This window comes from Pirellulales bacterium, from assembly GCA_036490175.1.
Classification (GTDB): domain Bacteria; phylum Planctomycetota; class Planctomycetia; order Pirellulales; family JACPPG01; genus JACPPG01.
Genome location: DASXEJ010000363.1, coordinates 21,223 through 42,806, shown reverse-complemented (window position 1 = coordinate 42,806; position 21,584 = coordinate 21,223). Strand labels below are relative to the sequence as shown.

Here is a 21,584-nt window from a genome sequence, read left to right as displayed (position 1 = left end):
GGACTATTCGAGTGGCACAGCGTCGGATTGAAGTTTGTTTAGGCATTTAGGATCGAACGATGAAAGCCTGGCGTTTCCATGGGTTTGGCGATATGCGGCTCGACGACATTCCTGAGCCGGCGTTGCAACCGGATCACGTGATTGCCCGGCCGCTTTATGTGCAGCCCAGCGTTACCGAGGCGCAGTTGGCGCAGGGCATACCAACGCTGGCCTACGAGCGCGTCAAGCGGCGCCTTGATACCGAAGCCCCGCTGCAATTGTTCGGCCATGAGTTCTGTGCCCGCATCGTCGAGGTGGGCCGCGATGTGACCCGGTTTCAGCCCGGTGACCGCGTGGCGGCGCGGGCCAAGTTGCCCTGCGGCAAGTGCCCGCAATGTCGGTCCGAGCGCAGCCAATTGTGCCGTCTTGGGCCGGTGCTGGGGTTCGATCTGCCCGGCTGCTTTGCCGAGTTGGCGGCCTTGCCGGAAATCGCTCTGGTGAAGGTCGACGACCGCATCGACGATAGCGAAGCGGCCTGCCTGCAATCGTTGAGCGATAGTGTGGCGGCCGTCGAGACGGCCGGCCTGCAAATGTGCGACAGCGTAGCGATCTTCGGCCAAGGGAGCATGGGCATCGAGTGCTTGCAGGTCGCGCGGCTTAGCGGTGCCGGTCAAATCATCACGGTCGATGTTCGTGACGAAGCGTGCGAGATGTCGCGCGCGCTGGGAGCGGATCATGCGCTGAATGCCCGCACTTGCGACGTCGTCGCCACAATCCGCGAGCTGACCCACGGCATCGGCGCGGATGTCGTCTTCGAATGCGCCGGCGGCAGTCCCAAGCAGGGCCTGGCTGGCCATCAAACGCTCATTCAGGCCCTCGACGCTGTGCGCTCGGGCGGCAAGATCGTGGGCGTGTCATTCTTCGGCGGCCCGCTGGAATTGAACGTCGACCAGATGCGCGAGCGCAGCCTGCGCTACGTCTTCCCCGACGTCAGCACACACGCGCATTTGGAACACACCGTGCGGCTGGTCGCGTCCGGGCGGATTCGCATGAAGCCGACGATCACGCACATCCTCGAAGGGATCGAATCGGTCCCGCAAGCCTTCGAGATCACAGCGCACAAAGGGAAGTATCAGGCAATCAATCCGGCGCAGGTCGTGATGGCCCAGTAAGGCCGGCCGCGTTTTCTATTTCAGCAATGGACCGGCTACTAAACGATAGATAGGTCCCTCTTGCGCGCATGACGAACGCAAGTAATGCTGACGCCGAGAACTGCCAGGATGAGCGTCGCTGGTTCCGGCACGGGGGTCAATAGAAAGGCGTGCGTTTGGCCGTTGGCCAGCATGCCATAGCCGACAATCTGCCCAAGATCATTCAGAGCGGTCGCTTTTTCGAGGACCCAGCCCGAGTTCGGGTCAATCAGGGTATTGAGGTCTGTCATCGTACCGCCAGCGTAGACGAACGCATGTATAACCTCGTCGTGCATCCCCACATCTGAAATTACAAATGCATCGCCGACGATCTCGCCGCTATTGTTAATGGCGAGCGCCTCGCTCGGTAAAGGGAGCATTGGGTCCGGGAAAACGCCTAGCGAGCCGAGATAGTGCATCGCACCGCCGCTGTACAGGAAGGCGCCCGGTTGGTTCGTACCGAAGATTTCATGTTGATCAGCGCTCCCGACGACATCACCGTTGTCGTTGATGCCATATGCGGTGCTCGTGGGACCGCCGAGAGTTCCGAGGTCGTGTACCGAGGTGCCGTCGTACAGGAAGGCGTGGTTGAAATAAGTGTCGGATGATCCAGTACCTACAACGTTGCCGGCCGTGTTGATTCCGTAGGCAACACTGCCATTGGGCAACCCCAACGAATGAAATTCCACCGCCGTTCCAGCGCTATACAGGAACGCATCTTGCACGAAGCCTTCGCCTTGCATGTAAGTCCTATAGCCGACGACCTGGTCACCGGCGTTGACGGCCGTTGCGATGCTCGACTGATATATAGGGCTGGGGGGCAGCAGCGCGCCGATGTTTTGCATGATCCCGCCGCTATACAAAGAGGCGCTCGGTCCGACAGCACCCGCCACGTCGCCATCGTTATTGATGCCGTTGGCGGCACTATTGGGGCCGCTCAGCTGGAGCATTGAACCGGCCTGATACAGAAATGCACGACCGATAAAGTTGCCATTCTCGAAGGCGCCCGACTTGCCAACGATTTGACCATTATCATTGATTCCATACGCGATGCTGGACGCATCGCCCGGCAGCGTGTTAAGGTCTGTAACATTGTACGTGATGGCGCTGGACAGTCCCGTGTTCAACAGTGCGACCAAGACGACTGGCATGAGACGCAAGATCCAGTACCACATTCGTGATGGCTCCGTCAGTAATGATCCTAAGCAGAGCACAGCCGCCGAACTTCGTGTCGTCGGATTGGCGCGGGCGCCTGCAAACCGGTACGGCAACTCGCAAGGGAATTGGCCTCTGTGAAGACCGACGAACGTACTTGACACCGGTCAATGGGGTACGCACCCTGGCGTGATTGCGCTACTGACGTTATTTGTCGACTGGGCCGACGCGTGGAGACTTGAACTGAAATCAAGTCAAGAGCGGCCCCTTTTTTTTTCCCAGATGCGAGGATGCGCGCCGGCTGAATATCAGCAGCTTTGCTCGTTGCTACAGGGGCTACCGCCCTAATGCGAAGCACCGACGTTGTATCTGTTTTGATGGGCCACGGTCAACTTCAATTGGCCGCGCGCTGTCATGGCGAACGCCCGCCGAACACTCTCCCGTCACAACGAGAAATCAAGCTTCGGTAATGCGACAATCCGAAGCATTCGGTAAGGCGACGGACTTCCAGAACCACTGCAACGCAAAAGTGGAGACGAAGGGGATCGAACCCTCAACCCCCGGCTTGCAAAGCCGGTGCTCTCCCAATTGAGCTACGTCCCCAAAAAACAATCTTCCGTTCCTGCCCGTGTCTGCAAAGGCTCTCATCGTAACGCAGTAGTGACAATAGCGCGGCGGTCGCGTTGTCGTAGCACCGCTACCAGCTTTGCCACCACGTGCGGGCGGCCCGAACGGGTTTCCCCAGCCGCCCGGGTATGAGACAAAATGGGCGCACCAAGACTCGAACTTGGGACCTCGGCCTTATCAGGGCCGCGCTCTAACCAACTGAGCTATGCGCCCGCACGGTTGCCCCAATGGCGTTCGGCGCTGCGAGCGTCCGATGCCAGCGGAGGCGCCTCGGGCGTCTCGCCGGGAATTTACCGCGAACCGGCTATTCTATGTCCCGGGCTAACGCTGTCAAACCGCTGGTCTACGCCCTCATCCCAGCCGGCGTGATTCGCTCTTCTTGTGCAAATCCGCCCGCGAATTACCGCTCGCCCGACAGCGTACCGGCCGCAGGTGGGGGACCGGTCTCAGACCCGGAAAATCGCTACGATTCAATCATGTTACCCGATCGGACCGGCCGAAGATCAACCCACATAGGTTTGCGCTGCGCTTGGGATGCTATTTGGTCAGAAAAGGAAATCGCACGATGTCTATCGCCGTCTACATTCGCCGTTCGAGTGGAGTCGCGACCTTAATGCTGGCGGCGCTTGCCAGCGAAACGGCCCAGGCCGGTCCGACGGTCGCCGACGCCCTCAAGCTGACGCCGACTCAAAAGAACGTCGACTACTCCTTGCCCGACAAGGAAGACATCGAAAAATGCACGATCAAAGCCGAGAAGTTCAATAATCAAACCGGCTGGGTGATTCGCGATAAGGCGGGCCAGATGCTGCGGCGCTTTGTCGATACGAACGCCGACAACGTCGTCGACCAGTGGAGCTATTACGTCGACGGTCTCGAGGTCTATCGCGACATCGATGCCGATTTCAACGGCAAGCCCGATCAATGCCGCTGGTTCAACACGGCCGGCGTACGCTGGGGCATCGATACGAACGAAGACGGCAAGATCGACCGCTGGAAAGAGATCTCTGCCGAAGAGGCCAGCGACGAATTGGTACGTGCCTTGGCCGAAAAAGACGCCGCGCGCTTTAGCCGCTTGCTGCTCGCGGCCGACGAGCTGAAGGCCCTCGGCCTGAGCGACGCCAAGAGCGACGAGTTGAAGGCCAAGCTCACGGCCGCGCCCGAAGACTTCCGCAAACTGACTGCCAGCCAAAAGGCACTCGCGGGCGATTGCCGCTGGATGCAATTCGGCGGCTCGCGGCCGGGCATGGTTCCGGCCGGCACCGATGGATCGACCAAGGATCTGATGGTCTACGAGAACGCCGTGGTCGTCGCCGAGAGTGGCGGCAAGCACATTCAACTGCAATTGGGCACCCTGGTGCGCGTGGGCGATACCTGGCGACTGATCGCTCCGCCGCAAATCGAAGGAGAAGGGAACGCCGAACTGGCCAATAACGGCATGTTCTCGGCACCCCGTACCGGCGAACGCGACGAGAATGGCGATAGCGCCTCGGCCGGCGGCCCGCCGCCGAAACTTCTTCAAGAGCTAGAACGCCTCGATAAGCTGGCGGACGAGGCGGCTAATCCCGCGGAACAGGGCGAAATCGCCGGCCAGAAGGCACGCATCCTGCAAGAGATTGCCAGCATTGTCACATCGCCCGAGGATCGGTCGCAGTGGATCCGGCAGGCTGCTGACTTCATGAGCGCCACAGTGCAGTCGGGTAATTGGCCCGCCGGCGTCGAACGATTGGCGGAATTGCACGCCAAACTGGCCAAGGATCCAGCCGGCGAAGAGCTGGCATCCTACGTCGAGTTCCGTTACCTGTCGGCGCAATATGGTCGCGATCTTTCGGCACCAAATGCAGACTTCAGCAAGGTGCAGGCGGCCTGGCTGGCAAACCTCGAAAAGTTCGTCAAAGATCACCCCAAGGCCGCTGACACGCCCGAGGCTATGTTGCAGTTGGCCATGGCCCAAGAGTTCGCCGGCCAGGATGACGAAGCCAAGAAGTGGTACGGCGAAATCCGATCGAACTTCCCCGATTCGGGCACGGCCAAAAAAGCTGCGGGCGCCGTCGTTCGCTTGGATAGCGTCGGCAAGGTGATTCGTGTCCAGGGGAACAACGTCAACCCGGCCATCAACCTCAAGAATCCCAAGATCGACGTGGCCCAGTTCAAGGACAAGGCCGTGCTGATCCAGTATTGGGCCACGTGGTGCGAGCCGGCCGTCGTCGACCTGGCCCAACTCAAGGAAGTACAGGCCGAGTTCGCCAAGGATGGACTGATCATCATTGGCGTCAGCCTCGACAACAAACCGGAAGATCTCAAGGAGTACCTGGCGAACCACAAGCTCCTCTGGCCGCAATTGTTCGAGCCAGGCGGACTCGACAGCCGCTTGGCTAACGAAATGGGAATCCTGACCCTGCCGACGATGATCCTCTTGGGCAAGGACGGCAAGGTCGTGAATCGCAGCGTCCACATCACAGAGCTCGAACGTGAAGTAGGCAATCTGCTGCGTCCCGCGACGGCCAATCGCGCCAAGAAGTAATCGCTACGTAGATTGTAAAATCTGCAAGTTCGGCATTGCGCCAGACCTGCTAGCATGCCACACGCCTCGACGCAGAGACGAAACTCTGCGTCGAGGTTTTTTTTGCGCAAACACGCGGGACGATTGCAGTTCGCCCAATGCTTGCGTCCAACAGGCGAAAAAAAACTGCGCCGCGGCACGCCACTCGCTACTGCGGGCCGCATGAGGCTGCGCAGGATGCCGGCCCCGCGATACAGGCATGCCCGCGTGCCGGCCGCGGTCGTTTTTCCAAGTCGTGTCAGACCCGCTGAGCGGCACGACCTTGGCTTTCGCTTTTCCGCATGGATGTGGAGCCGCGATGCTACACGAAGTACGCCCGTTTCTTCCTTTGTGGTGGTTGGCCGCGATACAAATCCTGGGCCTCGCCAGTGCCTGGCTGGCACGCGTTCATCAAGGCTCGCACCGCCAACCTGCTTCGCAGTGGGTCTTTCTGCTGCTGATGGCGCTCGTGGGCGCCACGACCCTGGCCGCAGCGTTGACGAGCCCCTCGGGATCTGTCGTTTGCGGCACAACGCTGGCGGTGATGGTGCTGGCCGCCGTTTGGGATTTCGACTACGGTCGCAAGGCGATGGCACGCTAGCATCGTAGTCTGCGCTCGACGGCTTCTATCCAAATTCTGCGGGTGCGCGCGCCTTGGCCGCCCGGGGTGCGCTTTCGCATCTGAACCGGTTCGATTTTCCGCCGCTGCGCCGTGATAGCAGCATTCCCGCGCCGTTCGGCGTGCCGCAACTTGCACTTCGCGGAATCTGGGCGCGACCGGAAAACCGCCAAAAGCGGCAAAATCGAAAAAAAGGCTCCCTTCGGCACAGCTTCAGGTCGAAATCTATTCTCAGGCAATTCGATCGTGCAGGAGGTTGCGCAGGGGGTTCGACAAAAGCTTCCGGGCTGTCCGCCATGTGGCGAGATCTGCCCGCCCTCTGGCAGTGCCTTTCGTGTACTGATCTCGATTGCTCCGTGCGAATGCACAGCGGCTTCGCGCTTGCGGATCCGGCCCGGGAACTCTAGCGCCCGTCGGTGCAGGAACACAACGCGCACAACGTATCCGCCATTGATGCGAAGGAATGCCCGAGCGGCCTTCGCCAAGCATCCTTACACGCGGCCGATCGAAAAGGGAGGGACGGAGCATGCGACGCTTTTTCTTAGGGCTGGCGACCTGTGCGGTCGCCAGTGTCTGGCCAGCCATCGCGTCGGCCGACAACAAGGAGTTTTCCCAGGCCGTGGCAACTGTCCTGCGCGACAGCGGCCGCCTGTCGGATTACAACATTGGCGTGACGACCAAGGGCGACGTCGTGTCTCTCGAAGGACGCGTCACCAGCAAAGAGCAAATGGCCGAGGCAATCCAAATGACCTCGGCGTTGCCTGGCGTTTCGAAGGTGGTTAATCACCTCGAAATCAAACAGGGCGGCAGCAAGGCGGCCAAGGCGAGAGCCTCCAACGCTGAAGTCGCGGCGGCCCAAATCGCCGAGGACGCGCAGCACGCTGTGGAAGATGGAATGACCACGGTCCGCAAGACGATCTTCCCGGACCCGTCGCTGCCGGCCCAATCCACTGCCAGCGCCAAAGCGACAGGCAACACCAAGGCAGTGGCAACCAAACGTCGACCCAAACAGCCTAACGCCATGGCCAAACGCCCGTCCGGCGCAACGTCTAACGCGTATTCGATCCAACAGGTTTCGCAGAACGCGCCGCAGTCGTTCACGCCAAGCGACAACGCCCAAGCAATGGCCGCTCCGCAAATGCAGGGTCCACCCATGCAAGGGCCAATGCAAGGACCCATGCAGGGGCAAATGCCAGGGCCCATGCGTATGGCCATGGCTCCCTTGGCGATGGCCGGTGCAGCGGGCGGTGCCATGATGGGGCAATGCCCACCAGGTGCGATGGGAGGCATGGGCGGCGGACCATATGGGGGCGGCGGTGGGGGCGGCGGTCCTATGCCGATGTCAGTGCCTGCCGTCGGCGGAGGCGTAGCACCAGCTCGCTATGACCAGCCGCACATGCCGAACTACGCCTGGCCCAGTTATGCGGCCGCGCCGAACTATGCCGCGGTGGCGTACCCTCGGCAATACTCGCCCACGGCCTGGCCGTACATCGGCCCGTTCTATCCGTATCCGCAAGTGCCGCTCGGCTGGCGCAAGGTGATGCTCGAATGGGACGACGGGTGGTGGATGCTGAACTTCAAGCAGTAGTTGTCACACGCGATAACGACGCGCTAATTCCGGCCCCAGTGCATTTGCACTGGGGCCTTTTTTGTTGTGGATTGCTGTTCACCACTTCACGTCTGCGGCAGGTCATCGGTCAGATCGTCGACCTCAACTGTGCCCCAGAACATGACCAGCCGAGATGCAATGCCTGGCTTCGGTCTCACATGCCGATCGCCGTGTCGAATTCCTTGATACAACCGGAAAAACCCGCAAGTTCGATACAGTTTCACACGATAAGAACCACAGCCAGCGAGTTTCCTGCGCGATTCAATAGCGCCAGCTCGCTCGCGGCCTGCTGAATGAGATGTTCAACGACCGGCATGGGGATGTCGGCTCGCCGTTATTCGAGGGGGACTGTCCATGGCTATTCGACGCGTGAAGCAACTCTTAATCCTCGTCATGGCATTGCCGGTGTGCAGCGCCGTCGGCTGCGCGTGGCCATTGTCCACGACATATGGGCCGCTGTGGATGTTCCCGTGGCCGGCACCGATCAGTCCCTACACGCAGAAGCGGCAGGAAGACAAGTTCTGGGTCCACGAGCGTTACGAGCGTGTGCCCATCTTGGGACCGATTACCGGCGCCGACGACCCGATCTCGCTCGATCCTCCCAGTCCCGACGAAGTAATGCGGGCCTTGGAGAAAATCCATCCGGTCTCGGGCAACGTGCCGCTTTTGTATGAAAAGCAGCGCAACAATGTCCGCATGACCATCGAGCCGATCGCGGACTACACCGATCCGCCCCGTGTATATCCCTTGATTGGCCCGGCGCGGCATCACCACGCCCAGTACAAATGCACAGTCTATTACAGCGATACGACACGCAACGGTTGGCCTGTGCCGTATACCAACGTCGATCAGGATGCACGCGAAGTCGTGTACATCGATCACAACCACTTGCACATGGTCGGCAACGTAGACGACGAGGGACTAGGCATTCCCTAAACGCACGGCCGAACGAGCGTGCGAAGTCTCCGCCTTAGTAAGCAAGTTGAAATCGTGTTAACGCCGCGGGCGAGGCACCTGGTTCATGAGAGAAGGTTGCCATGCAAGCACAACTGGTCATAGCGGCATGGTGCGCGCAGGCGCGAGCCGTAGGGCTGACCGCGGCGACTCGCACCGACGATGCTGACAGCCGGTTTCTAATGCCCGCGGCGCACGATCGACACTTGCGCAACGGCTTGGCGATGCTTCGGCGTCGCGCACGTCTTACTGCGTATAGCGATGATCGCGGCAGTGACCGTGCCTGTTTCCACCACGCGGACACGTCGTACTCGCGGCAGCACTTTACGTTGGCAGCACAACGGCGCGTCGAGACGTTCCGCACAGGTCGTGCCGAATTCGATCGCCAGCGATCGTATCGCACTGGCATGGCCCAGCGTCTGACAGGCCGCGTTGCTGGCGCCGCAGGCGGTCGGACGGCGACTGGTCAGACGGTCGACGAACACGCCCCCCTCGCTTCGGCATCATTGTGCAGCGGAACGATCGCGAGCAATCCGTCAGATTGCTCTGATCTATAATTCCAGGACTCAATCCATGCGTGCCTCTCCTCCTAAACTGTATCTACGCCTGGCGGCGCTCGTGGCCGTGGCCGGATTCGTTTTGCCGATCGTCCTCTCGCGGCCGACTTCCGCGCAATCGTCGTCCGGTGGCCAGAACACTTCCAACGAGCCCCCAGCGACGGCCGCGCATACCGATGCGCCGAGCGCCGGCTTCTCGGAAAAGAACCTGTTTTCGATCGTCAAGGCCGGCGGCGTCTTGATGATCCCCATCCTCTGTTGCTCGTTTATCGCGCTGGTGTTCACGTTCGAGCGCGCCATTGCCCTGCGCACGGGACGGGTGATCCCTCGGCCGTTCGTCAAGCGGTTTATGCATCGCTTGCACGAGGGGGAGCTGGATCGCGAACAGGCGATCGTGCTATGCGAGGAGAACGGCAGCCCTGTGGCCAAAGTCCTTGAACACGGCGTGCGGAAGTGGGGCCGACCAGAGGTAGAGATCGAGCAGGCGCTCATGGATGGGGGCGAACGGGCGGTCAACGGCTTGCGCCGCTATCTGCGCGTGCTCAACGCCATCGCCACGATCTCGCCACTGCTGGGACTCCAAGGAACCGTATTCGGCATGATCCATTCGTTCAATCAGATCGCAGCCAGCGACGCCATGGGCAAGCAAGAGTTGCTCGCGGGAGGCATCAGCGAAGCCCTGCTCTCGACGGCCGGCGGGCTGACGGTCGCCATACCGTCGCTGGCGGCCTACCTGTTTTTCCTCGGGCGCATCGATAAATTGGTCGTCGAAATCGACGCAGTAGGTCAAGAGTTGGTACACGAGATCTCGGCCGAAGCGGTTGCCGAAGAAGCCAAGCCGCGCGCCCCGCGACTGCGTCGCGAAGCTGCCTAAGGGCTGCCCATACACCGCCCGCGCGAAAGTTACTCGTGGCAGTCCGCCACAAGGACGCCGACCGATATGCCGTTGAAAACGCAAGTCGAGGAAATGCCCAATCTGAACCTGACGTCGATGATCGACGTCGTGTTCCTGTTGATCATCTTTTTCATGGTGGGCACGCGGTTCGCCGAGATCGAGCGCAAGATCGCCCTGGAAGTGCCCAAGGTCAGCGACCACGGAGCACTCGCCAGCGCGCCAGAACGGTGCGTCGTGAACGTTTATCGCGACGGTGATATCACGATCGATGGCAAAGCCGTCTCTCTGGCGGAACTCACCTCGCAACTCACTCACGCACATAGCCAGTATGCCGATACGGGCGTGCTGGTACGCGGCGATGGTTCCGGACAGTTTCAACGCATCGCCGAAGTGTTGAACGCGTGCAAGCAGGCCGGTATTGCCGAACTGGCCATCTCGGTCAAAGCCGACGAGAAACGGAAGTGATCTCATGGCGGCTCTGTGGCAAAGCTTCATCGACGTGCTGGTCAGTCCACGCGTAATTATCGCGCTCGTATGGTCTGGCATGGCCGTACTGAGCGTGGCCCTGATCGTATTGATGCGCACGCGTTGGGGTCACCAGCAGCCGCTGCGAAAATGCGTGGTCTTGTCGCTCTTTGCTCACCTGCTGTTCGTCGCCTATGCGACCACGATCCACGTCGTACGGATGCATCCCGGGCATGGACACGGGACGGCAATTCGCGTGACAGCCGTCGACGGGCATGACTCGTTCGATGCCAAGGGGACGTTGGATGGAAAAGACGGCGGTAAAGAATCGGCGCCGTGGGAAGTGGACGCCGCCGCGATTCCGCTGGATCCTGAACTAGCCGATTTGCCGTCCGTCGAGAAGCCTCTACCGACGTCGATGGAAGCCCCGATCGACGCGCCGACGGCCGACGCCCTCGCACAAATGCCCGAGAACACAGAAGCCGCCAACGCAGCGGAACCGGAGCCCCCACTGCCTCAGTCAATTCAGACGGCAACCGTCGAGCCGCCCCCGGCGCCATCATCTGACGAAAAAGACCATTCCGATCGACAGATTTCTGCGCAGGCAACCACGCCCACGAGCGACAGCCTGGCGAAACTTGTCAGCCAGACGACGTCGGCGAATAACGATCCTTCCGCGACGCCGGACGAGAAACCCGCCGCGGCCGAATCCCTGCCGAACACGACCGAGCTTGCGCCGATAGATCGATCTGACGCGGGGGTATTGGTAGCCGTGCGCGCGCGCACTCCCAATACAGAGGCAAATCAGAATCCGGTCGTTGCCGGGAACGTGGACAAGAACTCAACGGGCCAGCACACGATCCCCGAGATGTATCGCGAGCGGGTGGCGCCTAATCGTCTACGCATCGCAGAAGGCTACGGAGGATCGGCGCAAACCGAGGCCGCCGTGAATTCCGCGATTGACTGGCTGGTCAAACATCAGGACACCGACGGTCGCTGGGACGCCAGCAATCATGGTGCCGGACGCGAAACCAGGACTCTCGGCCAAGACCGGAAGAATGCCGGGACCCAAGCGGACACAGGGATAACAGGCCTGGCACTATTGGCATTTCTCGGGGCCGGCCACACCCATCAGACCGGCCCGTACGCTAAAACCATCGAGCGCGGCCTCGACTATCTGATCGGTTCGCAAGCGGGCGACGGCAATCTGGCAGGCGCCGCAGAGATCTATGCGTTTATGTACTGCCACGGCATGGCAACGCTGGCCCTGGGCGAAGCATATGCCATGACGGGTGACGCACGGCTGTCGCGCCCGTTGCACCGTGCGATTGCCTACACTGTCGCGGCACAAAACCCCGCCAGCGGCGGGTGGCGTTACAAGCCTCCTTACCCACGCGAGCGGGGCGACACCAGCCAACTTGGCTGGCAGTTGATGTCGTTGAAAAGCGCCGAGTTGTCGGGCATTGCGATTCCCGAACACACGCGACAGGGAATTGTTCGCTATCTGAACAGCGTTTCCTCAGGCACGCGCGGCGGGTTGGCATCTTACCGGCCCGAGGAACGGCCCACCCAACCCATGACGGCCGAAGCTTTGGTATGCCGTGAATTTTTTCACTTGTCGCTCACAGGCGCCGGTGACGAAGCCCGCGAGTACTTGCAGACCGCCTTGCCCGGGCAAGGTCCGCCCAACTTCTATTATTGGTACTACGGCACACTGGCCATGTTTCAGATGCAAGGCCCCGCCTGGGCCAAATGGAACGAGGCCATCAGCACGGCGCTAACCCACAGCCAACGGGCCGATGGTGAGGCAACCGGCAGCTGGGACCCCGATTCTCTCTGGGGCGGCTATGGCGGACGCGTCTTTTCGACTTCATTGGGGGCCTTATGCCTCGAGGTCTATTACCGTTATCTGCCGCTCTATACGGCGACGGCGGGGCGGGAAAAGTCGGCAAAGTAGCAGGCCAGCCAGGGAAACGACCGGCGGGCAAGCCCCCTTTTCGTTTGACTGCCCTCGGCGCGCCAGTAAAATTAGGTCTGTAGGGCAGTTATGCCCTCGCGGAGCCCTGCGCAAGAATAACGGTGCAGTGTTCCGGAAGTCCCGCCTCGTATGCCCACTTGCCCCACGGCGACCGGTGGCACAGTCGCCCGCCGGGTCTCGAAAGAGGATCGTATGCATCTCCTCGCGTTCGGTATCGGTCCCACCGAGGCCCTGATTGTTGGCGCTGTGATCCTCTTGCTGTTCGGCAATCGGCTTCCCAGCCTGATGCGCTCTATGGGGCGTAGTGTGGTGGAGTTCAAAAAGGGCGTGCAAGGTATCGAAGACGATACCGAAGGGACTGCCCCTCCCACGGTAACGCAGGCAAAGAAATAGGTCGTAGCACACGGCGCGGTCTGGCGCGCCGTGAGGCACAAGCATAAACAGGTCCTGATTAAGAGGAACTCGCGATGTTTGGCTTAAGTCCGGTCGAAATCATGATCGTCGGTGCCGTGGCGGTGTTGCTGTTTGGCAGCCGGCTGCCCAGCGTGGCACGTTCGATGGGCAAGAGCATGACCGAATTCAAGAAGGGTCTGCACGGCATCGAGGACGAGGTGAACACCGCGTCGTCGCACTCAAGCCGTGTGACGAACTACGCGCCGGCGGACGATCGCGACGAAGCGACGGCACCCAAGTTCGTGCCGCCTACTAGCGAACCCTCGACGAGCGAGCCCACCAACGAGAACACGGTCGGCGCGTAGCGCGGCCAGGTTCCTGGATTCGCTTCGCTTCACTGGCGCGAACCTGTTGGGCTAGGCGAAATCGCTAAGCCGGACACGAGGACGCGCGCTATCGGCCCGGTGCTTAGCCCAATCGGCCTCGGCGCGCAGGCATTGCTGGCGAAGCTCCCTCAGGGCTGTGCGGCACGCGCTCCTTTTCCACCCGCGTTAGCGCGGCTTGCGCTGCGCGCGATTGGCATGTTGCACGCGTGGGGGATTGGCCAGGTAGACCGCCGGATCATCAATGATCCAGCCGGTGGTCCAATGCTGATTGTCGTTCGAGCCAAAGATGTCATAGAAGACATCGATAAAGTACAAGGCCTGAAAATTGTAGGGGTGTTGAGACGCCACCCGGTCTGACGACGTTAGATCATCAACGCCCTGGCGGATGTAATAGTGGACCATTCCGTCGCCGGTGAACGACATGCCGAGCGTCCACCAGCCGGCCTCGTTGATCGGGGCCACGCGATAGTCGCCTCCCGGGTTTGATGCGCGGACTACCCACGAAGCCGCGGCTTCGTTCTTGCGCCGATCGGCCGGTCGCTTGTAGTTCACGAAAATGCCCGGCCAGTAAGGTTCGGTCTCGTTTTTGTCTGGCTTCGATCCGCGCAGCGTAGCTCGCATGGCGAAAGACGATCCGGTCCGTTCTTCCCACTCTTCGAACGGGGCAAGATAGACGCGCGTCACAATACTCGGTCCCTGCGATACGGGAACATAATGGCCAAGCCGCGGATTGACGTTCAGGAACAGATCGTCTTGCTCTCCCTTGCGCGTTGGATGGCCAGGAATGCCGGTGGCCTTCGAAGCCATCAGCAGCGACCATTCGCTGCCCGCCAGGCCCCCTTCGGGCGTCGGGACGCGTTTGACGATGTCAGGGTGGCCGCGATCCAGATTCTCGCGCCAGCGTCCATTGCTCGAACGGCCGGCCGGCAGCCGCGAAACCTTGTCCAGGTCGATGCTGCTTTTGGGGTTGTTGGGGATGTAAGCCCACTCGGGATCTTCGAAGTCGTCCCCCACGGCGTCAACCTTTTGTCCCGTGCCGGGGACAATCGGCGCGGCATGAATCGGCCTCACGTCGGCCACCATAACGCCACTCGCGGCAAGCAACCAACCCGCCAACATTCGCCTGATTTTCATAGCCGAGGCTCCTAGACGACGTGCCCGCGAGTGGCACGAGCAATAAGTGTGGACTCTTGGCCTTATCGGACTTTGGTGGCGGACCGGTTCAAACATGGCATGGCCCAATAGCGCATCTCGCCACGACGACGCCGTGACCATAGATTTCGTACCTTGTCAGGCGACACTCTGTACAAGCATTGCTAGCGCTTGTCTTGGCTGCGGACCGGGAGTTAACCTGTGTCGAACGATATCCCTCGCTATTCCTGCTAGCACGATGGCAACTATGGCTGACTTTGATTTGCTTGTACGCGGCGGCACCGTGATCGACGGTACAGGCGCGGCGCGGGTCGCGGCCGACGTCGCCGTGCGCGGCGACAGGATCGTGGCCGTGGACGCGTTGCCTGCCGCCGCCGCTGCCCAAGTCATCGACGCGCGCGGGCTCGTCGTAGCACCGGGATTCGTCGACGTCCACAACCACTCCGATGGTTGGTTGCTGAAAACACCGCACTTCGTCTCGAAGACGCTGCAAGGCTTCACGACCGAGGTGCTGATGTCCGACGGCATCTCGTACGCGCCCCTGACCCCGGAACTCGCTCCGCAGTGGCTGTATTACTTGCGCTCGCTCAACGGGCTCGTCCAGCACGACTATTGCGGATGGCAGTCGATTGCCGATTACCTGGCGCTGCTCGACGGCCGCACCGTGCAGAATGTTGTGGCACAGGTTCCGTATGCCAACGTTCGCGTGCTGACAATGGGCTGGGGGCGAACTCGACCTGATGACAGTCAGCTGCGCCGCATGCGGTACGAGGTGCGCCGCGGCATGGACGAGGGGGCCACCGGCGTTTCGACGGGCATGGACTACATCGCTCAATGTTTTGCCGAAACCGACGAATTGGTCGAGGTCATCGCGGCCAGCTCCGCGCGGGCAGGCGTATTCGTCACACACGTCCGCTACAAGCGCGGCACGCTCGCCGGCGTGCGCGAAGCTGTGGAAATCGGCCGCCGCGCCAAGGTCGCGGTTCACATCTCGCACCTCAAGGGCACCAGCCCCCGCGAAACGGACGAACTGCTCCGCTACATCGATACCACGGCCATGAACGAAGTCGACTTTTCGTTCGATATTTATCCCTACCTGCCGGGCAGCTCGATGCTAAACGCATTGCTCCCCTACGAAGTGTGGGAAGACGGACCACTGGGCGCGCTGGCGAAGCTTGCTGATCCGACCTTCCGCCGCCGCTTTGCCACATCGTTGGCCGACAGCGCCGTCGGATTTGAAAATATTCGCATCGCCTGGCTAGGAACCGTCGACAATCAGCATTGGCGCGGCCTGTCGTTAGCGGATTACATCAACTCGGTTGGCCGCCCTGCGGCCGACGCGTTGTGCGATCTATTGATCGAAGAGAATCTTGCCGTGACCTGTGTCTGGCACCTGGGCGACGACCGCTTGGTCGAGCCCTTCTTGGCGCATCCGTGCTTCATGCTTGGAAGCGACGGCATTTATTTTCCAGACGCGATGACGCATCCGCGGCAGCACGGATCGGCCGCGCGACTGCTGGGTCCCCTGGTCCGCGAGCGGCGGCTTTTTACGTTGGAAGAGGCCGTGCGCAAGATGACCTCGATTCCGGCCGATCGGTTTGGCTTGACCGATCGCGGGCGTGTTCAACTGGGTGCCTTTGCCGACCTGGTACTATTTGACGCCGACGCGATCACGGACCGCGCCACCTTTGCAGAACCGCAACAAAATGCCATCGGCATCCAGCACGTATTGGTCAACGGCACGTCGATCGTGGCCGATGGTGTGCCGATCGAGCGTTTCGCAGGTCCGCTGCCAGGCCGCGCGCTGCGCTACCGCGAATGAAGCGTTCGTTTTCCTAAAATCGGAACGGCAGATCTGCCGACTTGGCTAGAGAATTTCGCGACCGCTGGCGCGCATTTGGCTGGTGAGCAATTGGCTGCGTTCGGCGGCGCGCCGCCAGAACCATTTCCAGGTATGTTGCTCGAGCGGGGCCACGGCCAGGTAGGCCCGCAAGAAACGCAATTTGTCGGAACGCGTCAACCACGGATGCGCTTCCATGCTGGTGGCCAATCTCGCCAGGTTGCGGGCTCTTCGCTGCTCTGAGAGTCGTCCGACCAGGCGCACACCATCCAGGTCGATCAAGAACGCGTGCAGGCGGCCCCCTTGCTCGGCCAGCATGAGATTCTGCGCTTTCAGGTCGCGATGCCCCACGTTCCAGGCGTGCATCCGCCCCAGCATTCTCCCCAGAATTACCGCCGTAGAACGCGTCCCTTGGCGGCAATCGACTGCTCCAAGCGCGGCAATGCGGCGGGCGTAATCGTGCAGATGATCGCCGTCGATCCACTGGGTGGCCAGGTAACTTTCCCACTGCAGCCAGCCCGTGCGCGGCTCACAAACAAGAAGCGGCCGTGCCGCGTCGATTCCGCGCTCGCGGAGCGCATGTCCCAGATGCCAGGCGCGCAACGAGCGGCTGCGACGAAACAGCGAGAGCACCGCTTTGCGCCACGATTGATAGCAGGCGCGCTTAAACGCGGCCGCCGTAGGACGACCATCCAACAGGAACGACGTTTTCGCGACGGAACTGACGTCGCTTTCTTTAATAATCTCGGAACCCGCTGCCGTAAGAGGCGCGTCCGGCTGCTTCAGCACGGCCAGCAGATCGGCGCGTGCCAAGTCACGAACCGAATAGCAGGCGCCCTCGGCCGAGCGGATGCGACAGAAGTCGCGATTCGTGCGCAACGAGCGCTTGTCCCGATCGCGAAAGATCCGCTGCGCATGCGCGCGACTGCGGCGCACGACCTCGTTGGCGGCCGTGACCGGATCTGAAATCTCCAGTTCTGGGCGACCGGCCAAATAGGCTTTCCAGAATCGCCACCGCTCGGTGCGCGACGAACGGTCGAGCCACGCCGCGGCGAACATGGCCAGGCTGTCGCGACTTTGCGCCCAAGAGAGCGGCCCGGAAAACCACATCTTCGGAAGGTCGATCAGATGCAAATCCGGCAGATCATCCGTGGCGCGGCTGGGATCGAGCGTATCGAGTCCCACGAGCACGTTGCCGCGATGAAAGTCGGTGTGATAAACCCCCTCTCGATGCGCTACCGCGCACAGTCGCGCCAGCGCGAGCCCGATGCGCAATCTAAGTCTTGCCTGGTCACGTGGCGAAAGCTTTGGCAGGCGATCGTCGGCGTATCCCTCCAAGGTACACGAATCGGGAATGGCTTCGCTGACGAAATAGCTGTCGCGCACCAGCCCGCCCCGGTAATGTTCGCCGAGTGCTATCGGCGTTACCGTGGGAACGTGCCGCCGACGAACTTCGAGTGCATTGCGAAACTCGCGCCGCGCCGCGCTACCGCGCAGCAGATGCGTCGTGGCATTCAAGAACGCGAGCACCCGATAGTGCTTGAGAAAGAACGTGCGGTGCGGCAGGTCGACGCGATAAACCGTACGATGCGAGGCATGCTTGACGACGTGTACACGCCCCTGAACGAGCCATTCGTCCAGACGAAGCCCTTGGGGTCCGATCAGGATCTCGTCCCAGGCCGTCGCCACGCTCCAGCGGACGCCGTCCGCTGCCCCCTCGGCCAGGGCTGCCATCGAGGGCTCGGCATCGACTACCTTTACGGCCACTTGTGATCCTTCCATGAATCACCGCCAGCATAAGACCGGAATTGTCAATAAACGCCCGCGGCCGGATTGTAGCCTAATTCGTCCCCTTGCTGCAGGTCGGCGGCTGCCTTGATCGAGTCGCCGAGCTTCTCGTAGATCTGGCCACGGTGATGAAACATTACGGCCAAATCGTGATCGCGCATGCGTCTCCTGCGGGCGAAGATACGTTGCCGTACCGGGTCGTTATCGACAAACAGGGCACGCCACGGCGCACCAGTGTCAGCGAGATCCAATGCCTTGTTGAGATCGACAAGCGCCGCCTCGCAATCTCCCTGGAGAAAACGAATGTAGCCTTGCGTATCCAAGTAATGCGAGTTCTCGCCTTCGATCGCTAGTGCCTCCTTGATGTCTTCCAGCGCCTCGGCCAACTCTTTGCCGGCAATCGCCCGCGTGTAGGCGCGGCCGTTTAATAATCGGGGATCGGTCGACCTGCGCAGCGACACCGCCTGCGACATATCGCGGATCGCGTCGTCATGTCGCTCTAAGCGTTGCAGGGCCGCCGAGCGCAGGACGTATGCTTGACTCGAATTGGGGATCAGGCCAACTAGCTTGTTGAAGTCGGCCAGACTGCCTTGCAGATTTCCCTTTTCAAGTCGCACCTGGCCGCGCAACGCAAAAATGGCGGGCGATCTATCGCTCCAAGCCAGTGCGCGGTCGAGATCTCGCTCGGCACCGTCCAGATCGTCACTGTCGTATTTCAGGTCGGCGTGACTTGCCAACCATTCGGCAACCGTCTTGCCAAACGGGTCGACAAGCTCGGCGCGAACAAGCGCCATCGCACCTGCAAATACGGCAACTACCACCAACAGAACGCGAATCGTGAAGACGCCACGGCCTAACTTCGGCGGCGTCGCATCGGGGGGCATCGCCCCCGGAAACGTCGGTGGAATAGGAAAACCGAGATGGTCGAGACGTACATCTGCCGGATTCATGGTTGTCGACCTAAGCGAAATAAACCGGGGCCGCCGATTCCCGGCTGCGTGTTGCAACCCACTAACTTTACAGTATCCCTCCCCGAGGTGGGCGGCAAGCCAACTTTAATGCTTCACGGCATAGCAAGGAACCGCCGACCCGCGTTAGGGTCGCGCCAGGACGTTAATTCTCCCCAGTCGGAAACATTCGCGGCGCGTACCTCGCACGAGCAGCACGCGGCACCGGTCGCCGAACAGCGGTCCAGAATCCTGGCTAATGCCTTGCGGCAGGCACAGTTACCTTGACGGCGACGGCCATGATGGCGCCCTCCGGGGTGACGCCTTGCCGGCGGATTCCGTTTAGCTAAACTGCGTGTTTCCTAGCGGCAGGTCGCTAATCGTCGTCCGGTGCCATCCGCCGCGGACGATTATTCCCCCCTATTTTCCTGCCGCTGCCCGCAGCGGAGAGTCTCCAGAGAGAGTAGCGACCGCATGTCGAACCCTGCCGTTTCCGCGTCTGAGATCGAGGTCTTGCGTCCTGATTTTCCCCGCGGTGAATTCCGTGCGGCCATGTTCGACTTCGACGGCACTTTGTCGCTGATCCGTCGCAACTGGCAGGCAGTGATGATCCCCATGATGGTCGACATGCTGGTCGAGACAGGCACTTCTGAGCCGCGCGAGCAATTGCACGCGCACGTCGAAGACTTCGTCATGCGGCTCAACGGCAAGCAGACCATCTATCAGATGATGCAATTGGCCGACGAAGTGCGTGCCCGGGGAGGAGAACCGCGCGAGCCGTTGGCCTACAAGCACCAATACCACGACCTGCTGTGGGAGCAAGTGGGGGGACGCGTGGCCGCTCTGAAAGAGGGTCGCGCCACCGCCGAAGAAATGACCGTACCCGGGTCGCGCCGGCTACTTGAACAACTGCGCGATCGCGGATTGAAACTTTATCTTGCTTCGGGCACAGACTTGAAATACGTGCGCGACGAGGTGGCGGTCTTGGGCCTGGAAGAGTTTTTCGGCGACCACATCTACGGTGCTCTCGACGATTTCCGTAGCTTCTCCAAGGCCATGATCATCGAGCACATCATCAAGGACATGAACGTGCAAGGGCACCAATTGTTGGCGTTCGGCGATGGCTTCGTGGAAATCGAAGAGACGCGTCGCGCCGGCGGCGTGGCGATCGGCGTGGCCAGCGACGAGGAAGCACGCCAAGGAATCAATCAGTGGAAGCGCGAGCGCCTGATTCGCGCCGGCGCCGATATTATCGTCGGCGACTACCGCCAGCAGGACCAACTGCTCGCCCTGCTAGGACTGTGAGCGAACTCTTGATAACGCTCGCGCGTCTCGAATCGCTGCTGGCAACGCTGCCAAAATTGACGATCGGCCTGGTCGGCGATCTATTCCTCGATCGATATCTGGAAATCGATCCTGGCATGCACGAGATGTCGATCGAGACCGGGCTCGAGGCCTATCAGATCACGCGCGTGCGAAACAGCCCAGGCGCCCTGGGCACCGTCATGAACAATCTGACGGCGCTCGGCGTCGGGCGACTCGCGCCGGTAACGGTCCTGGGCGCCGACGGCCAGGCCTACGACCTGTTACAGGCCTTGGGACGGATGCCCGTCGACACGGCCCATATCATCCAAGACCCCGATCGTCTGACGCCAACCTATACCAAGCCCCTGCGTCGTACCGTTGACGGTGCCTGGCAGGAGTTGAATCGGATCGATCTGCGAAACTGTGATCAGCTTTCCAGCCCTACACAAGATCGCTTATTCGACGAGCTGGCAGCCGTCTTCGCAAAAACGGATGGTCTGATCGTGCTCGATCAAGTCAACGAACAGGGTTGGGGAGTCGTCGGCCCGGCGATGCGCGATCGATTGGCCGAACTTGCCGCGGGCGACCCCGCCAAGCTGATCTTCATCGACAGCCGCGCGCACATCGCGCAATTCCGTTGTGGGACGCTCAAGCCCAATGTACACGAGTGTCTGGCGGCGCTCGGACGCGCCGCGAATGCAGCGACCGAGGATCCGGCCGCTGCGGCGCGCGATTTCGCACAATTGACAGGCTGCCCGTTGTATTGCACGGTGGGCGAGCGCGGAATTCTGGTGACAGAGCCGGCCGGAGCGACAGTTCTGGCCCCCGGCTATCCGGCCTCAGGTCCGGTCGATATCGTGGGCGCCGGAGACAGCGCCACGGCAGGCATCGTTTCCGCCCTTTTGGCGGGCGCCACTCGTTTAGAGGCGGCAGTCGTCGGCAACCTTGTGGCGTCGATCACGGTCCAGCAGCTCGGCACCACAGGAACGGCCACGCCCACTCAGGTCTTGGAGCGGTGGCATCAAGTCAACCGTGCTGGCTAGCCCCCGCGCCGCGACGGCGTTTGTCGGCAAGCCGCGGCTACCGATTCGCAAACCGCACGCACATAACGTCTTGTGCTAGTCCGAGCAATTACACGCTCCTGTATGGAACTTGGCAGGTCGATCTCATACGTGACCTACTATTTGGACGATTGCAGGTGCTCTT

The 21,584-nt window shown here is 61.1% G+C and carries 18 protein-coding genes and 2 tRNA genes; 13 read left to right on the top strand and 7 right to left on the bottom strand.

The features are described from left to right. Positions 1–59 precede the first annotated feature (59 nt). A complete protein-coding gene (locus VGG64_28180) occupies positions 60–1,151 on the top strand; it encodes a zinc-binding dehydrogenase (GenBank protein ID HEY1603512.1) in 1,092 nt (363 codons plus the stop codon). A 38-nt stretch (positions 1,152–1,189) separates the two neighbouring features. Here VGG64_28180 and VGG64_28175 read toward each other — a convergent pair whose 3' ends face one another. The 3 genes from VGG64_28175 to VGG64_28165 form a co-directional block, all read right to left on the bottom strand. After that, positions 1,190–2,320 carry a DUF3466 family protein gene (locus VGG64_28175; GenBank protein ID HEY1603511.1) on the bottom strand — a complete coding sequence of 377 codons (1,131 nt, stop codon included), beginning with the start codon at positions 2,318–2,320 and terminating at the stop codon, positions 1,190–1,192. A 534-nt stretch (positions 2,321–2,854) separates the two neighbouring features. After that, positions 2,855–2,927 (bottom strand) — tRNA-Ala (locus VGG64_28170). Positions 2,928–3,090: 163 nt separating this feature from the next. Beyond that, positions 3,091–3,164: transfer RNA gene (locus VGG64_28165), tRNA-Ile, on the bottom strand. A gap of 352 nt (positions 3,165–3,516) precedes the next feature. On the opposite strand from VGG64_28165, the gene VGG64_28160 reads away from it, so the two are divergent. The 4 genes from VGG64_28160 to VGG64_28145 all read left to right on the top strand — a co-directional run bounded on the left by VGG64_28160 (position 3,517) and on the right by VGG64_28145 (position 8,654). Beyond that, positions 3,517–5,472, top strand: a complete 1,956-nt coding sequence (locus VGG64_28160; GenBank protein ID HEY1603510.1) for a thioredoxin-like domain-containing protein — start codon at positions 3,517–3,519, stop codon at positions 5,470–5,472. Positions 5,473–5,809: 337 nt separating this feature from the next. Next, entirely contained in the window at positions 5,810–6,091 is a 282-nt protein-coding gene (locus VGG64_28155) for a hypothetical protein (GenBank protein ID HEY1603509.1), read from the top strand. A 544-nt stretch (positions 6,092–6,635) separates the two neighbouring features. Continuing rightward, on the top strand, positions 6,636–7,697 hold the full coding sequence (locus tag VGG64_28150; GenBank protein HEY1603508.1) for a BON domain-containing protein: 1,062 nt from the start codon (positions 6,636–6,638) through the stop codon (positions 7,695–7,697). A 375-nt stretch (positions 7,698–8,072) separates the two neighbouring features. After that, a complete protein-coding gene (locus tag VGG64_28145; protein HEY1603507.1) occupies positions 8,073–8,654 on the top strand; it encodes a hypothetical protein in 582 nt (193 codons plus the stop codon). Between the two features lie 197 nt (positions 8,655–8,851). Here the strand turns inward: VGG64_28145 and VGG64_28140 are convergent, their stop codons facing one another. Next, a complete protein-coding gene (locus VGG64_28140; GenBank protein HEY1603506.1) occupies positions 8,852–9,157 on the bottom strand; it encodes a hypothetical protein in 306 nt (101 codons plus the stop codon). An 88-nt stretch (positions 9,158–9,245) separates the two neighbouring features. On the opposite strand from VGG64_28140, the gene VGG64_28135 reads away from it, so the two are divergent. The 5 genes from VGG64_28135 (at position 9,246) to VGG64_28115 (ending at position 13,325) form a co-directional block, all read left to right on the top strand. After that, entirely contained in the window at positions 9,246–10,103 is an 858-nt protein-coding gene (locus VGG64_28135) for a MotA/TolQ/ExbB proton channel family protein (protein HEY1603505.1), read from the top strand. A gap of 66 nt (positions 10,104–10,169) precedes the next feature. Then, entirely contained in the window at positions 10,170–10,589 is a 420-nt protein-coding gene (locus tag VGG64_28130) for a biopolymer transporter ExbD (protein ID HEY1603504.1), read from the top strand. A gap of 4 nt (positions 10,590–10,593) precedes the next feature. Next, positions 10,594–12,546, top strand: coding sequence for a hypothetical protein (locus VGG64_28125; GenBank protein ID HEY1603503.1), 1,953 nt, complete (start codon positions 10,594–10,596; stop codon positions 12,544–12,546). A gap of 213 nt (positions 12,547–12,759) precedes the next feature. After that, complete coding sequence (locus VGG64_28120; protein ID HEY1603502.1) at positions 12,760–12,960, top strand: twin-arginine translocase TatA/TatE family subunit; 201 nt, start codon at positions 12,760–12,762, stop codon at positions 12,958–12,960. A 74-nt stretch (positions 12,961–13,034) separates the two neighbouring features. Continuing rightward, positions 13,035–13,325, top strand: coding sequence for a twin-arginine translocase TatA/TatE family subunit (locus tag VGG64_28115; GenBank protein ID HEY1603501.1), 291 nt, complete (start codon positions 13,035–13,037; stop codon positions 13,323–13,325). Between the two features lie 186 nt (positions 13,326–13,511). Here VGG64_28115 and VGG64_28110 read toward each other — a convergent pair whose 3' ends face one another. Continuing rightward, the gene (locus tag VGG64_28110; GenBank protein ID HEY1603500.1) at positions 13,512–14,480 is read right to left on the bottom strand and encodes a hypothetical protein; all 969 of its coding nucleotides are present in this window, start codon (positions 14,478–14,480) and stop codon (positions 13,512–13,514) included. Positions 14,481–14,745: 265 nt separating this feature from the next. Here VGG64_28110 and VGG64_28105 point away from each other — a divergent pair, with 265 nt between their 5' ends. Further along, entirely contained in the window at positions 14,746–16,320 is a 1,575-nt protein-coding gene (locus VGG64_28105; GenBank protein ID HEY1603499.1) for an amidohydrolase family protein, read from the top strand. A 45-nt stretch (positions 16,321–16,365) separates the two neighbouring features. Here VGG64_28105 and VGG64_28100 read toward each other — a convergent pair whose 3' ends face one another. Next, positions 16,366–18,120 carry a lipopolysaccharide kinase InaA family protein gene (locus VGG64_28100; protein ID HEY1603498.1) on the bottom strand — a complete coding sequence of 585 codons (1,755 nt, stop codon included), beginning with the start codon at positions 18,118–18,120 and terminating at the stop codon, positions 16,366–16,368. A 29-nt stretch (positions 18,121–18,149) separates the two neighbouring features. After that, positions 18,150–19,076, bottom strand: a complete 927-nt coding sequence (locus tag VGG64_28095) for a hypothetical protein (GenBank protein ID HEY1603497.1) — start codon at positions 19,074–19,076, stop codon at positions 18,150–18,152. Between the two features lie 471 nt (positions 19,077–19,547). Here VGG64_28095 and VGG64_28090 point away from each other — a divergent pair, with 471 nt between their 5' ends. Beyond that, positions 19,548–20,378, top strand: a complete 831-nt coding sequence (locus VGG64_28090) for an HAD family hydrolase (protein ID HEY1603496.1) — start codon at positions 19,548–19,550, stop codon at positions 20,376–20,378. After that, positions 20,375–21,421, top strand: coding sequence for a PfkB family carbohydrate kinase (locus tag VGG64_28085; GenBank protein ID HEY1603495.1), 1,047 nt, complete (start codon positions 20,375–20,377; stop codon positions 21,419–21,421). Before VGG64_28090 ends, VGG64_28085 begins: the two co-directional genes overlap by 4 nt. Positions 21,422–21,584 lie beyond the last annotated feature (163 nt).

What these genes read in the sequence shown, in the direction of transcription:
- VGG64_28135 (HEY1603505.1), top strand. Translation starts at nt 9,246, where the DNA reads ATGCGTGCCTCTCCTCCTAAACTGTATCTACGCCTGGCGGCGCTCGTG.
- VGG64_28120 (HEY1603502.1), top strand. Translation starts at nt 12,760, where the DNA reads ATGCATCTCCTCGCGTTCGGTATCGGTCCCACCGAGGCCCTGATTGTT.
- VGG64_28090 (HEY1603496.1), top strand. Translation starts at nt 19,548, where the DNA reads ATGTCGAACCCTGCCGTTTCCGCGTCTGAGATCGAGGTCTTGCGTCCT.
- VGG64_28100 (HEY1603498.1), bottom strand. Translation starts at nt 18,120, where the DNA reads ATGGAAGGATCACAAGTGGCCGTAAAGGTAGTCGATGCCGAGCCCTCG.
- VGG64_28130 (HEY1603504.1), top strand. Translation starts at nt 10,170, where the DNA reads ATGCCGTTGAAAACGCAAGTCGAGGAAATGCCCAATCTGAACCTGACG.
- VGG64_28105 (HEY1603499.1), top strand. Translation starts at nt 14,746, where the DNA reads ATGGCTGACTTTGATTTGCTTGTACGCGGCGGCACCGTGATCGACGGT.
- VGG64_28095 (HEY1603497.1), bottom strand. Translation starts at nt 19,076, where the DNA reads ATGAATCCGGCAGATGTACGTCTCGACCATCTCGGTTTTCCTATTCCA.
- VGG64_28160 (HEY1603510.1), top strand. Translation starts at nt 3,517, where the DNA reads ATGTCTATCGCCGTCTACATTCGCCGTTCGAGTGGAGTCGCGACCTTA.
- VGG64_28155 (HEY1603509.1), top strand. Translation starts at nt 5,810, where the DNA reads ATGCTACACGAAGTACGCCCGTTTCTTCCTTTGTGGTGGTTGGCCGCG.
- VGG64_28115 (HEY1603501.1), top strand. Translation starts at nt 13,035, where the DNA reads ATGTTTGGCTTAAGTCCGGTCGAAATCATGATCGTCGGTGCCGTGGCG.
- VGG64_28180 (HEY1603512.1), top strand. Translation starts at nt 60, where the DNA reads ATGAAAGCCTGGCGTTTCCATGGGTTTGGCGATATGCGGCTCGACGAC.
- VGG64_28125 (HEY1603503.1), top strand. Translation starts at nt 10,594, where the DNA reads ATGGCGGCTCTGTGGCAAAGCTTCATCGACGTGCTGGTCAGTCCACGC.
- VGG64_28110 (HEY1603500.1), bottom strand. Translation starts at nt 14,480, where the DNA reads ATGAAAATCAGGCGAATGTTGGCGGGTTGGTTGCTTGCCGCGAGTGGC.
- VGG64_28150 (HEY1603508.1), top strand. Translation starts at nt 6,636, where the DNA reads ATGCGACGCTTTTTCTTAGGGCTGGCGACCTGTGCGGTCGCCAGTGTC.
- VGG64_28145 (HEY1603507.1), top strand. Translation starts at nt 8,073, where the DNA reads ATGGCTATTCGACGCGTGAAGCAACTCTTAATCCTCGTCATGGCATTG.
- VGG64_28175 (HEY1603511.1), bottom strand. Translation starts at nt 2,320, where the DNA reads ATGCCAGTCGTCTTGGTCGCACTGTTGAACACGGGACTGTCCAGCGCC.